This window comes from Usitatibacter palustris, from assembly GCF_013003985.1.
Classification (GTDB): domain Bacteria; phylum Pseudomonadota; class Gammaproteobacteria; order Burkholderiales; family Usitatibacteraceae; genus Usitatibacter; species Usitatibacter palustris.
The window spans coordinates 1,988,161-2,001,726 of the sequence record NZ_CP053073.1; the positions used below are offsets into that span (position 1 = coordinate 1,988,161).

The 13,566-nt window shown below is 65.3% G+C and carries 12 protein-coding genes; 7 read left to right on the forward strand and 5 right to left on the reverse strand.

What is annotated here, in order from left to right; translation table 11 throughout:
• Window positions 1–90 precede the first annotated feature (90 nt).
• Entirely contained in the window at window positions 91–813 is a 723-nt protein-coding gene (locus tag DSM104440_RS09825; RefSeq protein ID WP_171162129.1) for a response regulator, read from the forward strand.
• Between the two features lie 128 nt (window positions 814–941).
• Window positions 942–3,749 (forward strand): PAS domain-containing hybrid sensor histidine kinase/response regulator, encoded by a 2,808-nt coding sequence (locus DSM104440_RS09830; protein WP_212758015.1) that lies wholly within the window; start codon window positions 942–944, stop codon window positions 3,747–3,749.
• Here the strand turns inward: DSM104440_RS09830 and DSM104440_RS09835 are convergent.
• Both DSM104440_RS09835 and DSM104440_RS09840 read right to left on the reverse strand, forming a co-directional pair.
• The gene (locus DSM104440_RS09835; protein ID WP_171162130.1) at window positions 3,740–4,408 is read right to left on the reverse strand and encodes an alpha/beta hydrolase family protein; all 669 of its coding nucleotides are present in this window, start codon (window positions 4,406–4,408) and stop codon (window positions 3,740–3,742) included. The two genes, DSM104440_RS09830 and DSM104440_RS09835, sit on opposite strands and share 10 nt — an antisense overlap.
• Before the next feature lie 24 nt (window positions 4,409–4,432).
• A complete protein-coding gene (locus tag DSM104440_RS09840) occupies window positions 4,433–5,020 on the reverse strand; it encodes a hypothetical protein (RefSeq protein WP_212758016.1) in 588 nt (195 codons plus the stop codon).
• 126 nt (window positions 5,021–5,146) lie between these two features.
• Between DSM104440_RS09840 and DSM104440_RS09845 the strand changes: the two genes are divergently transcribed.
• From DSM104440_RS09845 to DSM104440_RS09855, 3 genes are all read left to right on the forward strand, one after another.
• A complete protein-coding gene (locus DSM104440_RS09845) occupies window positions 5,147–6,046 on the forward strand; it encodes an NHL repeat-containing protein (RefSeq protein WP_171162132.1) in 900 nt (299 codons plus the stop codon).
• 26 nt (window positions 6,047–6,072) lie between these two features.
• Window positions 6,073–6,654: a Coq4 family protein gene (locus tag DSM104440_RS09850; RefSeq protein ID WP_171162134.1), complete on the forward strand. Its 582-nt coding sequence runs from the start codon at window positions 6,073–6,075 to the stop codon at window positions 6,652–6,654.
• Window positions 6,655–6,784: 130 nt separating this feature from the next.
• Entirely contained in the window at window positions 6,785–7,711 is a 927-nt protein-coding gene (locus DSM104440_RS09855; protein ID WP_171162136.1) for a Tim44 domain-containing protein, read from the forward strand.
• A gap of 68 nt (window positions 7,712–7,779) precedes the next feature.
• On the opposite strand, the gene DSM104440_RS09860 is transcribed toward DSM104440_RS09855, so the two are convergent.
• Together DSM104440_RS09860 and DSM104440_RS09865 are read right to left on the reverse strand one after the other, a co-directional pair.
• A complete protein-coding gene (locus DSM104440_RS09860; protein ID WP_171162138.1) occupies window positions 7,780–8,319 on the reverse strand; it encodes a hypothetical protein in 540 nt (179 codons plus the stop codon).
• A gap of 437 nt (window positions 8,320–8,756) precedes the next feature.
• On the reverse strand, window positions 8,757–9,086 hold the full coding sequence (locus DSM104440_RS09865; protein ID WP_171162141.1) for a hypothetical protein: 330 nt from the start codon (window positions 9,084–9,086) through the stop codon (window positions 8,757–8,759).
• 137 nt (window positions 9,087–9,223) lie between these two features.
• Between DSM104440_RS09865 and gudD the strand changes: the two genes are divergently transcribed.
• Both gudD and DSM104440_RS09875 read left to right on the forward strand, forming a co-directional pair.
• Window positions 9,224–10,579, forward strand: coding sequence for a glucarate dehydratase (gene gudD, locus DSM104440_RS09870; RefSeq protein WP_171162143.1), 1,356 nt, complete (start codon window positions 9,224–9,226; stop codon window positions 10,577–10,579).
• Window positions 10,580–10,596: 17 nt separating this feature from the next.
• Window positions 10,597–11,868 (forward strand): MFS transporter, encoded by a 1,272-nt coding sequence (locus DSM104440_RS09875; RefSeq protein WP_171162145.1) that lies wholly within the window; start codon window positions 10,597–10,599, stop codon window positions 11,866–11,868.
• Here DSM104440_RS09875 and aspT read toward each other — a convergent pair.
• Entirely contained in the window at window positions 11,865–13,562 is a 1,698-nt protein-coding gene (aspT, locus tag DSM104440_RS09880; RefSeq protein WP_171162147.1) for an aspartate-alanine antiporter, read from the reverse strand. The two genes, DSM104440_RS09875 and aspT, sit on opposite strands and share 4 nt — an antisense overlap.
• Between the last annotated feature and the right edge of the window lie 4 nt (window positions 13,563–13,566).

Here is a 13,566-nt window from a genome sequence, read left to right on the forward strand (position 1 = left end):
AAGCCCCTAAAGCAGGTCCTTCGGGCCTGCGGCCCTCAGGATGACAATCCCTTTGGCATAATCGGGCGCTGTCTAAACGGGAAGGGCGCAATGGCGGACGTGGCGAGGGTGCTCATCGTCGAGGACGACGAAGGCGTGCGCGAGATCCTGGTCGAGTACCTGACCGACCAGGGCTTCGCCGTGGATCACGCCGACGGCGGCGAGGCCATGCGCGCCGCGATCGAGCGCGCCATGCCCGACGTGGTGCTCCTCGACGTGAACCTCCCCGGCGAAGACGGCCTGACACTCGCTCGTCATCTGCGCGAAAGATATGACGTTGGAATCATCATGGTCACGGGCGCTTCCGACGTGGTCGACCGCATCGTGGGCCTCGAGGTGGGCGCGGACGACTACATCGCCAAGCCCTTCGACCCGCGCGAGCTGAAGGCACGGTTGAAGAGCGTGCTGCGCCGCGTGCAGAACAAGTCCGTTCCCACGGAGACCGTGGCCGCTGCTCCGAAACAGGGCGCGCCTGTGGGCGCGGCGCGCATCGCGATGGGGCGTTGCCAGCTCGACATCGCGCGCCGCCTGTTGCTCGATGCAGAAGGTGTCGAAGTGCCGCTCACCGCGATGGAGTTCGATCTGCTGAGGGCCTTCGCCGACCACCCCAACCAGGTGCTCTCGCGCGACCAGCTCCTCACGATGACGCGCAACCGCGAGTGGGAGCCCTTCGACCGCTCCATCGACATCCGCATCGCCCGCGTGCGCAAGAAGCTCGGCGACGAAAGCGTGATCCGCACGGTGCGCGGCGCGGGGTATATGTACGTTCCTTAGCAACTGTCATCCTTCGTCGCTTCGCTCCTCAGGATGACATTCGGTTGTTTGTAACCGCCGTGTTTCAGTGGTTTCGGCCGGGTAACTCCCCGTGCCAGGCGGCCCGGTCCGCAATAGACTGGCGCCCCATGGATCGCGACAACGAAGGCGTTACGCCCCGCGAACTCACGCGTGATGGCGAGGCCTACCGTTTCCTCATGAGTGAAACGGAGGAGGCGGTCTACTTCTATACGGACACGATCGAGGATTGCAACGAGGCTACCTGCCGCCTGTACGAGCTGCCGCGCGAGCAACTGATCGGTCACTCGCCGCTGGAATGGTCGCCCACCCTGCAGGCCGACGGCGCGCTTTCGGCCGTCCTCGGCACCGAGCGTTTCAAGCGCGCCTTCGCGGGCGAGACGCAGTGGTTCCGCTGGCACTACCGCAAGGGTGACGGCCGCACCTCGGAGGCCATCGTCCACATCGAGCTCGTTCGCGTGGATGGCCGGCGGCGCCTGCTCGTGCGCGCGCGTGACCTCCTGGTGCTCGAGCGCGCGGACCACGCGATCGCCGAAACCGAGACGCGCTTCCAGCAGATCCTCGACCACACGCCGGTCATCGCCTTCGTGAAGGACGTCGCGGGGCGCTACGTGTTCATCAATCGCGAGCACGAGCGGCTGCTCAAGCGGCCGCGTGCCGAGGTGATCGGCCACGCGCCCGAGGACATCTATCCGCCGGCCGTGGCGCAGGCGCTGCGCCTGAACGACCAGCGCGTGCTTTCCGAGGGTCACGCCATCGAGTTCGAGGAGTCGGTGCCGGTCGGCGACGAGCTGCGCACGTACCTCTCTGTGAAGTTTCCCATCGTCGATCGCTCCGGCACGGCGGTGGCCGTCGGCAGCATTTCCACGGACATCACGGCGCGCAAGCACGCCGACGAAGCGCTGCGCAGCGCCGCGATCGCGGTTTCCACCGCGGAAGGCGATCGCATCTTCGAGGATCTCGTACGCTCGATGGCGGCTGTGCTCGCGGTGGACGTCGTCTTCATCGCGGTGCCCAGCACGCACACGCCGGGCCGCATGCGCACGCTGGCGGTCATCGCCAACGGCAAGATCGTCGATAACGTCGAGTACACGCTGGCGAACACGCCTTGCGCGGACGTGTTCGGCCACGAGTTCCTGATGATCGAATCGGGTCTCGAGCGGAAATATGGCGGCGAGCCGCTCTTCCCGGGCCTGCGATCCGCGGGCTACGCGGGTTTCCCGCTCGTCGATGCCGCGGGCCGGTCGCTGGGACTCATCAGCCTGCTTTCCTCCGTGCCGCTGAAGGACCCGGCGCTGATCGAGTCGATGACGAAGATCTACGCCGTGCGCGCCGCGGCCGAGATCGAGCGCTCGCGCTCGCAAGCAGCCCTGCGCGCCTCGGAAGCGAGCCACCGCGCCATCTTCGAGAGCACCGAAGACGCGATCTTCGTGCATGACTACGAGACCGGCGCCATCGTCGACGTGAACGCGAAGGCCTGCAGCGCCTACGGTTACTCGCGCGAGGAGATGCTGAATGTTTCCATCGCCGACCTGAGCTCGGGCAAGGGCCCGTACACGGGCGAGAACGCGCTGCGCCACGTCGAGCGCGCGAAGACGGGCGAAGTGCAGCGCTTCGAATGGCGCCGTCGCAACAAGGACGGCAGCCTCCACTGGGACGAGGTCGTGCTCAAGAAGACGGCGATCAACGGCGTGCCGCGCATCCTCGCATTCAGCCGCGAGATCACGGCGCGCAAGCTCGCCGAGGAAGGCATGCGCCAGGCGCAGAAGATGGAAGCCATCGGCCATCTCACGGGCGGCATCGCGCACGACTTCAACAACATCCTCGCGAGCATCATGGGCAACATCGTGCTCGCGACCGACCGCGAGACGACGGCGGGCGACGCGCGGCTCACGCGCTACCTCGACCAGGCAATGCTCGCCGCGAAGAAAGCCCGTGACCTCATCGGCCAGATGCTCACCTACAGCCGGGGCCGTCGCGGCCAGCCGCGGCCGTTCGCGCTGGGCTCGCTCCTTCGCCAATCGTCACAGTTGCTGCGGTCGTCACTTCCGGCGACGATCGATTACACGACGCAGATCGCCGACGACGTGCCGCCCGCGCTCATCGACCCGGTGCAGATGGAGCAGGTCGTCTTCAACCTCTGCATCAACGCGCGCGATGCGATGCGCTCGAACGGCGCGATCCGCGCGGGCGTCCTCTTTGCCGGGCCGATCCAGGCGCATTGCGCCTCCTGCCGCCAGCCGTTCGCCGGCGAATTCATCGAGCTCTTCGTCGCCGATTCGGGACCGGGCATCGATCCGGCGGTGATCGAACGCATCTTCGAGCCGTTCTTCACGACGAAGGAAGTGGGGAAGGGCAGCGGCATGGGCCTTTCCACGGTGCACGGAATCGTCCATGAGCATGGCGGCCACGTTGTCATCGAAACCGGCCTCGACCAGGGCACGCGCTTCCGCGTCTTCGTGCCGCCGCTTGCGGGAGGCGGTGCGGCCGCCATGGACCAAACGATGCCCGGCTTCGCGCCGCGCCGCCTGCCGAAGACGCGCCTCGAGGGCCACGTGCTGGTGGTCGATGACGAGCCCGCGGTGGTCGAGGTGATGCGTGACCTCCTCGAAGGCTGGGGATTGAAGGTGACGGTCGCGCCCGATGGCCGTGGCGCGCTGGCACTCTTTTCCGCGGAGCCGGGGGACTTCGACCTGATCCTCACCGATCACACGATGCCGCGCATGACGGGCATCGAGCTCGCGCGCGAAGCCACGAAGCTGCGCCCGAAGTTGCCGATCATCATGTGCACGGGCTATGGCGGCGACGTGCCGCTCGCGAAATCGACCGAGGCCGGCATCATCGCGCGCCTCGCGAAACCCGTGGAGCCCGAAGAGCTGCTCCTCGCGCTAACCCTGCACTTGCCGGATCACCGCTGAGCGGTCATCCACGCGGCCATCGCGTCGAGCAGGGCTTCCATCACTTCCGCATCGTTGCGCCCGGATTTCGCCGGGACGTGGAACGAGTGATCGGCGTGATCGAAGGTCTCGAGTGCAGCGCGTGCGCCGAGCTTCTTCACCAAGGGCTTCATCAACGTGAGGTCTGCGAGCGAATCGCGCGTGCCCTGCAGGAACAGCATCGGCACCTTCACGTCCAACAAGTGCTTGCCGCGATCGTCCGAAGGTTGGCCTGCCGCGTGCAGCGGGAAACCCAGGAAGACGAGTCCGCGAACCAGTCGGAGCGGTTGCGCGGACTGCGCCTGCGACGTCATCCGTCCGCCGAAGGACTTGCCGCCTGCGAAAAGTGGCACGTCCCCGAGGCGCTGCACCGCCTCATCTACCGCCGCTCGCACCGTCGCCTGCGCGATCCTCGGCGTGTCGGGCCGCTTCGAGCCCTTCTCCATGTACGGGAACTGGTAGCGCACTGTCGCGACACCGCGAGTCGCCAGGCCGTCGGCAACCTTGACCATGAAAGGATGCACCATGCCTGCGCCGGCACCGTGCGCGAGCACGAGCGCGGCCTGGGGTTTCGGCGGAGACGTGAGCAACCCCGAGACGCGCTCTTCTCCGGTAACAATCCTGAGTTTTGTTGGAGTCATGGCGGCATTGTGCCGCACGCGCCCTCAACTCTTGATGCGCGTTCCCGTCATGTGCCAGTTGACCTTCCACGTCTTCCCGCCGTCGAACGAGAAGGCCTGCTGCCACTTCACGTTGTCGGCATCGACGCGGTCCCAGCGGTACTGCACGCGGATCGGCGTGCCCTGGAAGACTTCGTCGTTCTCGAAGATCCCGACACCGTTCACGAACTTGCCAACGACGGGGACCTGCAGCTCGTTCGTGTCCTTGTCGATGCCGCCGGTCTTGTTGTTGAGCCAGTAGATGCTCCACAGGCCGGTCTCGCCATTGAAGATGCGGATCGCGAGGCCCGTGTATCCGGGGCGCCACGTCGGGGCGTTGAGGACGTCGAAGTTGCCGATGCCGCCCGGAAACTTCTGCATGTGGATCTCGGCGGTGAACGACTCCCACGCGCCGTCATCCTTGAGCGGCGTGGTGTTGCGCTTCTGCTCGGTTTTCCAGCGGCCGACGAGGAAATCGAAATCACCGCGGCCGGGCTTCTCGGCCGATGGCGCTTGAGCGAGGGCAGGGGATGCGGTGGCGATGGCTGCGGTGATCAAGGCCGCGCCGGCGTTGCGAAGAGTTTCGAGCGACATGGAATCCTCGGAATCGTGAAGGTCCGGGGACTCTACGGTTGAACTAGGTCAGGGTCCGCCCTATCGCGTCGCAGTCTCCGCCGGACTCCGCGTACCATGCATCCTCACTTCCGCCCGTCATCCGAAATGCAAGCAGGCGTCAGAATCGCGGCCGTTTTCCTGTTCAGTTCGGCGCAGGCCTTCGGCGTCGAGGTCATGTATGCGACGAGCACTCCCACGCTCGTCACGGACTCTGCCCCCGCGGTCCTTTACCGAGTCGATCCCCTCACGGCCACTTCCAAGACCATCGGGCCGATCAAGGGGCCGGGAGGCGAATCCATCTACGTTGCGGGGCTGGCCGACGATCCGGCTACCGGCAGGCTCTACGGTGTGACGTCGCCTCGGTCGCCCACGAATCCCAATTCGCTCGTCATCATCGACCTTGCCAGTGGCGATGCGGCGATCGTGGGCAAGGTTGGAGCCGCCGCGTCGGACATTGCCTTCGATCACAAGGGAACGCTCTTCGCCTGGCTTCGCGAATCGAACCAGATGGCGACGGTCGACTTGTCGACCGGGTTGGCCACGCCCTTGGGAAAGCCGGGTCCTCCCGGAGAACGTGGAGCCGTCACGATTGATCCCCAGGATCGCATCTACGTCATCGGCACGGGGGCTACCGGCTCGATCGACGGGTTCGATCTCAGCACGGGAGCATTGTCGAAAGGTCCGGGACTCAAGGGGATGCCTTTCGCCGCGGGAATCAATTCGATGACGTTTTCGTCGTCCGGGACGATCTATGCGGTCAACACGAACCATGCTTCACCGGCGACGGCGCTTCTCGTCAGGATCGATCCCTCAACGGGAAGCGTAGTGCGGGTCGGTGCACTGCCGCGGGATACCGACGCGATCGTCCTGATCGAGGCTCCCCGGGGACTGAGCGACTTCCTGACGCGTGGCAACGTGTCGATCCTGGCGGCGGTCGTGTGCCTGGGCCTCGCCATCGGCGCCATCGTGGTCCTTCGTCGTTCTTCCGAGCGCCAGCCGCGCTGATGCGGCCAAAGCTTCTGGGCAAGGCCGTGAGCGCCTTTCGCGCGGGTCGTGTCGGTGATGCCGCCGCGTACAAGGCGGCGGCGATTGGCGCGCGTGCATATCCTGAGATCGAAGCCAGGCTCAAGGCACTTGCCGACCCGCTGCCGCAAATAGACCTTGCTACGTTGCGGCAACTTCCCGCTGGAACGTTCGGGCGTGCTTACGCGGATCATATGGATTGCAAAGGTCTCAGGCCGCTGGTGGTGTCGCCGTCGGTGGCGGCCGAATTGGCGGGCGCGGACATTCTGGCCATCCGGTACGCGGTCCTTCACGACACATTCCACGTGCTGCTGGACTTCGACACGGACCTGAGCGGAGAGCTTGGCGTGTGGGCATTCGTTTCGAAGCAGCGCTACAGCCCGAGGTTCCGGCGTGCAGGCATCTTGGCGCGCGCGCTTTATACCGTGGTGGCGCCGATCAAATTTTGGCAGCTCAAGGCAGCGCAGGCGTGCGGCGAACGGATGGCGAGCGAGGCCGCTTGCCTCATTGCCGAGCCCATTCAGACCTTCTGGAACGAACATTTGCCGACGCTACGTCATCGGCTTGGTATTCGGCCGGTGAGCGGCTGAGGGCGCCGCGATTCGGCCCCGCGTAAAGGCCGCATAATTGATATTATGTAATCTAATAGGTGATTCTACTCAGGGCTGTCCGCACGGCTCCGGTGGTATCGTCGGCCTTCCACACACGGGACCCAAAAAAATGAAGACCCTCCTCTCGGCACTCGCGGTTGCACTCACCCTGGGGCTGGCTGCGCCCGAATCGGAAGCCAAGCGGCTTGGCGGCGGAGGCAACTTGGGCAAGCAGAGGGCGACGCCGGCCCAGAACCAAGCCGCGCCCGCACAGCCCGCCACGCCAACTCCCAGTCAGGCTTCACCCACGCCGGCCCCCGCAGCTGCCGCGGCGGCCGCGAAGCCGAGCTTCATGCAGCGCTGGGGCGGCATGCTGGCCGGCCTTGGCATCGGCGTATTGCTGGCCTCGATGTTCGGCGCGCAGATGGGCCCGATCATCGGGATGATCCTCGCCGTGATGCTCGGCTTCGGCATCCTCTTCCTGCTCTTCAAGCTCTTTGCTGGCCGCGGCAACGGCGCGAGCCCCGCAATGGCAGGCGCACCGGGCGCTGCGAGCGGTGATCGCCCGCGCTTCAACGGCATCGGCAGCACCGTGGATGGCGCGCGAGTTGAGCCGGTGAATTTCCAGTCGAGTGCTCCGCAGGGTTCGGGTGCCGCCCAGCCCCGCGCCGCGGTCGTGCTGCCCCCCGACGTGGAGCTGCAGCCCTTCCTTCGCGTGGCCAAGACCTCGTTCATCCGCCTGCAAGCGGCCAACGACGCTGGTGACATGGCCGACATCCGCGACTTCACCACCCCGGAGGTGTACGCGGAGGTGGCGATGCAGTTCAAGGAGCGCGGTGCCGCGACGCAGAAGACGGAAGTCGTGAGCGTCGAGGCGCAGCTGGTCGATTTCGCCACCGAGGACGGGTTCGACATCGCGAGCGTGCGTTTCACCGGACTCATCCGGGAGAACGACGCCGCGAACCCCGAATCCTTCGATGAGATCTGGCACGTGCGCCGCAAGGCCGGCGACCGCAAGGACGCCTGGCTCATCGCGGGAATCCAGCAGTACGCGTAGGTCGAACGACAGCCCGAAAAAAAAGCCCCGCTTCGGCGGGGCTTTTCATTGGGCGGGTATGGCGACGCCTACTTGCTCTTCAGCGCGAAGTTGATCGTCGCGCCCTGGTCTTCGGCCGGCCTGAAGGGCTGCGGCGTCATGGCTTTCTCGAGATGGTTCCAGGTTCCCTTGGTCTGCGCCGATTTCACCTGGCCCAGGAACTGGCCACTGGTCTCGCAGATGAAGCTCGGGTCGCTGCGCTCGAGCGTGGTCTTGAGCTTCACGTACCAGGCGCGGCTGAGGTCGCTCTCCTTCACGGCGTTGCCCTCTGCGTTGAAGTATCCCGGGAGGATCTCGACCTTCCAGACGCAGTACTGATGTCCGGCATTTCCCAGATTCTCGAAATTGACGGTATAGGGGCCCTTGATCTCCTGGCGCCACTTGCCCCCGATGCGGATGTCGTTGATCTGCCCGCGCTTGAGCCACATGACGGGCGGGTGGTTCTGCACCATGCCCTTGGCTTCGACGTTGCTCAGGTTCATGACCTTGGCCACGAAATCGGCGCTGGCAGGTAGTGCAAGGGCGCCGCACACCGCGGCGGCGAGTGCGAAATAGCGGTTCGTCTTCAATTGAGTTTTCCCTGTTTGTGTTGTGGATCGTGCGCGTCCGCAGGATGACAGGGAAAACGGTAAATGCCCCTCCGACTTTGGTCTGTCCGGTGTAATCCCTGGGCCGGTCCGGTGTAATCCGCCGGTAGCGCTCGGGCGTTAGATTGGTGTGGCGCCGCGCATCTCCCTTGGCGCCACCCCTTGCTATACGAAAGCCCGGCATGTCGAATATCCCCTATTCCATCAATACCTTGTGGAATGTATCTCACCTTCTTTCGAGGAATATCCTCGCCCATGAACCGGACGACGACGAGGACGAAGACGACCTGGATGCGGACGACAGGCATCGACCGTTTGGATACGGGCGGGCGGGCCTTGTGATTCGTCGCGAAACCCACTGAGGAACCCATCAGGGCGCGGGCCGAACCCGCAGACCCCGATGGGCGGTCAGGCCGGAGCTATTGGCACTGGCCGGTGACGTACAGATTGACGGCGGTGTCGATCGCGGCAGCGTTCGGAATCTGAGCGTAGGGACGTTCCGCGACAAGTTCTCTGGCGCGCTTGCATCCCGGGGATTTGCTTCCCTGCCCGTCGACCAGGTTCCTGTGCTTCGTCTTGGTGTCCGAGTAGGTGACGAAATCCTTGTCGCAATGAAGGTGCGGGTACGTGTTACCGGGGTTTCCCACGTACTCCACGTTGCCGCAGTACGTCTTCTTGAAATTGGCGCTTGCGCTCGCCGATACCGCCAGGCCGAGCACGCAGGCCGCAAATACGATTCCCTTCTTCATCACTATGTCTCCCTGATGGAGCGTGACCCGTGCGCGGACGCGCCGGGTGCGTTTCATGGACGCGCGTCGATGCTAGCGACGAGGGGGCGTCGGGTACCATCGGCCTAAAGTCTCAGAGCATCCAGAACGAAAGTCCTATGAACGCCACCTCCAGCGAACGCACAGTCACCGGCGCCCCGCGCGTCACGGAAATGAAAGTTGTCCCCGTCGCCGGGCACGACGGCATGCTCATGAATCTCTCGGGCGCGCACGGTCCCTACTTCACTCGCAATGTCGTGATCCTCAAGGACAGCGCAGGAAACACCGGTGTCGGTGAAGTTCCAGGCGGCGAAAAAATTCGCCAGACGCTCGAGGACGCGCGGGCGCTGGTGGTCGGCAGGACCGTCGGCCACTACAACGCCGTGTTGAATGAAGTGCGGCGCCGTTTCGCCGATCGCGATGCGGGTGGCCGCGGCCAGCAGACGTTCGATCTGCGCACCACGATCCACGCCGTGACCGCGATCGAAGCCGCCCTCCTCGACCTCCTGGGCCAGCATCTCGGCCTGCCGGTTGCGGATCTTCTCGGTGAAGGCCGCCAGCGCGATCGCGTCGAGGTGCTTGGCTACCTCTTCTTCGTCGGCGATCGCACGCGCACGGATCTTCCGTATCGCAGCGAGCCTGATGCAAAGGACGATTGGTTCCGACTGCGGCACGAGGAGGCCATGACGCCGGAGAGCGTCGTGCGTCTTGCCGAGGCCACTCACGCGCGCTACGGCTTCAACGATTTCAAGTTGAAGGGCGGCGTGCTCACCGGTGAGGCCGAGGTCGAGGCGATCAAGGCCCTCGCCGCCCGCTTCCCCACCGCGCGCGTGACGCTCGATCCCAACGGCGGCTGGCTACTCAAGGACGCGATTCGCCTGTGCCGCGATCTGCGCGGCGTGATGGCGTACGCGGAAGATCCCTGCGGCGCGGAAGATGGATTCTCGGGACGCGAGACCATGGCGGAGTTCCGCCGCGCGACGGGACTCCCGACCGCCACCAACATGATCGCGACGGACTGGCGCCAGCTCGCGCACGCGATCCAGTTGCAAGCGGTCGATATTCCCCTCGCCGACCCGCACTTCTGGACGATGCAGGGCTCGGTGCGCGTGGGCCAAACCTGCGATGCGTGGGGCCTCACGTGGGGCTCGCACTCGAACAACCACTTCGACATCTCGCTCGCGATGTTCACGCACGTCGCCGCGGCCGTGCCCGGACGCGTGACCGCGATCGACACGCACTGGATCTGGCAGGACGGGCAGCGCATCACGAAGGAGCCGTTCAGGATCGCGAACGGCATGCTCGAGGTGCCGAAGAAGCCGGGCCTGGGTGTGGAGCTCGACATGGCGCAGCTGCAGAAGGCGCACGAGTGCTACATGAAGAACGGGCTGGGCGCGCGCGACGATGCGCAGGCGATGCAGTACCTGATCCCCGGCTGGAAGTTCGACAACAAGCGTCCTGCCATGGTGCGTTAGGACGCGGTTTCCTTCCCTTGCTTCGCACGACTTTCCGTTCGTTCGGCGGCTTCAACTATCGCCTCTGGTCCGCAGGGGCGCTGGTGTCCAACATCGGCGCATGGATGCAGCGCACGGCGCAGGACTGGATCGTGTTCACGGAGCTCACGCACCACGATGCGACCGCCGTGGGCTTCGTGCTGGCCCTGCAGTTCGGTCCGTCGCTGATCCTGCTGCCGCTCGCGGGACACATCGCCGATCATTTCGACCGGCGCCGCGTACTCATCGTCACGCAGTCATTGCAGAGCGCCCTGGCGTTGGGGCTGGGCGTGCTCACGCTGACCGGGCAGGTGGAGTTGTGGCACGTCTACGCCTTCGCCCTGATGCTCGGTTGCGTGACCGCGATCGATGCGCCGGTTCGCCAGACCTTCGTCGCGGAGCTGGTCTCCGACGCCAACCTCTCCAACGCGGTCGCGCTCAACTCCACGTCCTACCAGGTGGCGCGCATGGCGGGCCCCGCGCTCGCGGGGCTGCTCATCGCGGGCGTGGGTACCGGCTGGGTATTCATCCTGAACTTCGCGAGCTTCAGCGCGGTGATCGTCGCCTTGCTCTCGTTGCGAATTGCGGACCTGCACCGGCACGAGCGCGTGATGCGCAAGGACGGCAGCCTGATGGATGGGTTCCGGTATATCCGCGGGCGGCAGGATCTCCGGGTGGTGTTGACGATGCTCTTTCTCGTCGCCATGTTCGTGATGAACTTCGCCGTCTACATCGCGAGCATGGCCGTGACCGTCTTTGGCGCGAGTGCGGGCGGCTTCGGCCTGTTGAGCTCCATGCTCGCCATCGGCTCGATGGCCGGCGCACTTGCCTCGGCCCGGCGCGAAAAGCCGCGCGCCATCCTGCTGCTTGCGAGCGTCGCGCTGTTGGGAGTCCTGTTCGCCGCGGCGGCCGCGATGCCGACCTACCTCGCCTTCGGCATCACGCTCATCGCCCTGGGCTGGGCGCTGCAGACTTTCATGGTGACGGCGAACAGTTCCGTGCAACTGTGGACCGAGCCGCACATGCGCGGGCGCGTGATGGCGATCTACATGGCCATCCTCAACGGCTGCACGCTCTTCGGCGCGCCCTTCGTGGGATGGGTCGCGAATCGCTACGGCGCCCGGATGTCGCTGTTGGTGGGAGCGGCGGCCGGATTGGTTGCGGCGGCGGTTGGTGTCCGGTACCTGGTGCGCCACCGCGGCTTGCGCGTGGAGCGCGAAGGATGGCGGCTGCGATTCACGCTCGAGCAGCCGCGCATTCCGGGGCCTTAGCTCGAGTGAAGCATCCAGATCAGGGCCGTTCCCCCGATCGAGATGAGGATGTGCCCGAAGGCCACGGTGCTCGAGTATCCGATCACGGCCACGGGACTGCCTGACCTCTCCTGGACCGCCGCAAGGCCGGCCGTCATCGTCTGCGCGCCGGCAAGCGCCCCCAACAGCAGCAGCGGATTGAGCTTCAACACATAACGGCCCACCACCAGTCCCACAAGCTGCGGCGTCAACGTCACGACGATGCCGCCGAGGAACACGGTGAGGCCGATCTCCTTCAACGCAGTAAGGAACACGGGTCCGGCCTTGAGGCCGATCATCGCGACGAACGCGGCGAGGCCCAGCGACTTCATGAGCTCGATCGCGTCGTGCGGCAGCACAGCGAAGGTCGGCCGCACGGAATTGCGCCAACCCATCCCGAGGCCGACGATTAGCACCGCGACGCTCGTGCCCATGGCGATGTGCAGGCCGCCTACGGGGAACGTGAGGACGAGGCCCGCAAGCGCGCCGAAGCAGATCGCGAGGCCGAGCGCGATGAAGTCCGTGCCCTCTCCTCCCTGCAGGACGTCGCCGATGCGCTCGCTCACGCGGCGCACCGCGGGCTCGAGCCCGTGCAGCGTCACGAGGTCGCCGCGGAAGATGCGCGTTCCCGGAGCGATCGGGATCTGCTCCTCGCCGCGCTTGATTGACTTGAGAAACACGCCGCGGATGTCTTCGGACTCCTCGCGGATCTGGGCAACCGTGCGCCCGTTGAGCGTCTTGCTGGTGACCACCACGTCGAATGTTGCGGTGGGCACGTCAAGAATGTCGCGGTCGAAGATTTCCTTCACGTGCGTCTCGACCACCTTGAGCAGCGCCTCCTGCCGGCCGATCACCGCGACAACGTCATGGGCCTGCAGCACGAGATCCGGACGCACCTCGATGATCTTGCCGTTGCGCCGCACGCGCTCGACGAAAACACGCACGCTCGACAGCCGCTTCTCGGCCTCTTCCACCGTGGTCCCGATGGCAGGCGATGGCGGCACGATCTCGTAGGCACGCAGCTCGAACATCCGGAAACCCGACGAGACCCCTTCCGTCTCGCGCTCGAACCCGAGATCCTGTTCGACCTTCAGCGCTTCGGCCTTGAGGTCGAGCCGCAGCAGCCAGGGGCCGATGTACGAGCAGAAGAAGATCACGCCGAACGTGCCGAAGATGTAGGTCAGCGCATCGGCGATCGGGATCTGCGAGACGAGCCGTGTCTTCTCTTCGTCGGAGATCGGCAGCGCGCGAATCGCTTCGCTCGCGGTGCCGATGACCGGCGACTCCGTGAGGCCGCCCGACATCATCCCGGCCGCGTATCCCATCTCGAGGTTGAGGACCTTCGCCATCGCGTAGGCAGTGAGCAGGCCCGTGACGGGAATCACGATGCCCAGCGCCACCCAGCGCCAGCCACCGTCGCGAATGCCGCGGAGGAAACCCGGGCCGGCCGAATAGCCGATGCCGTACATGAACAGAAGGAAGAGAAGCGACTTCGCCGTATCGGAGACCGGTACATGCACGACGCTTCCGATCATGAGGCCCGCGAGGAGCGAGCCGGTGACGGGACCGAAGCCGACACCTTTTATCTTGAACTTGCCGATCCAGTAGCCAACGCCGATCGCGAGGAACACGGCGAGCTCGGCATTCTTCTCGAAATAGGGCGCGATCCATTCCATGGAT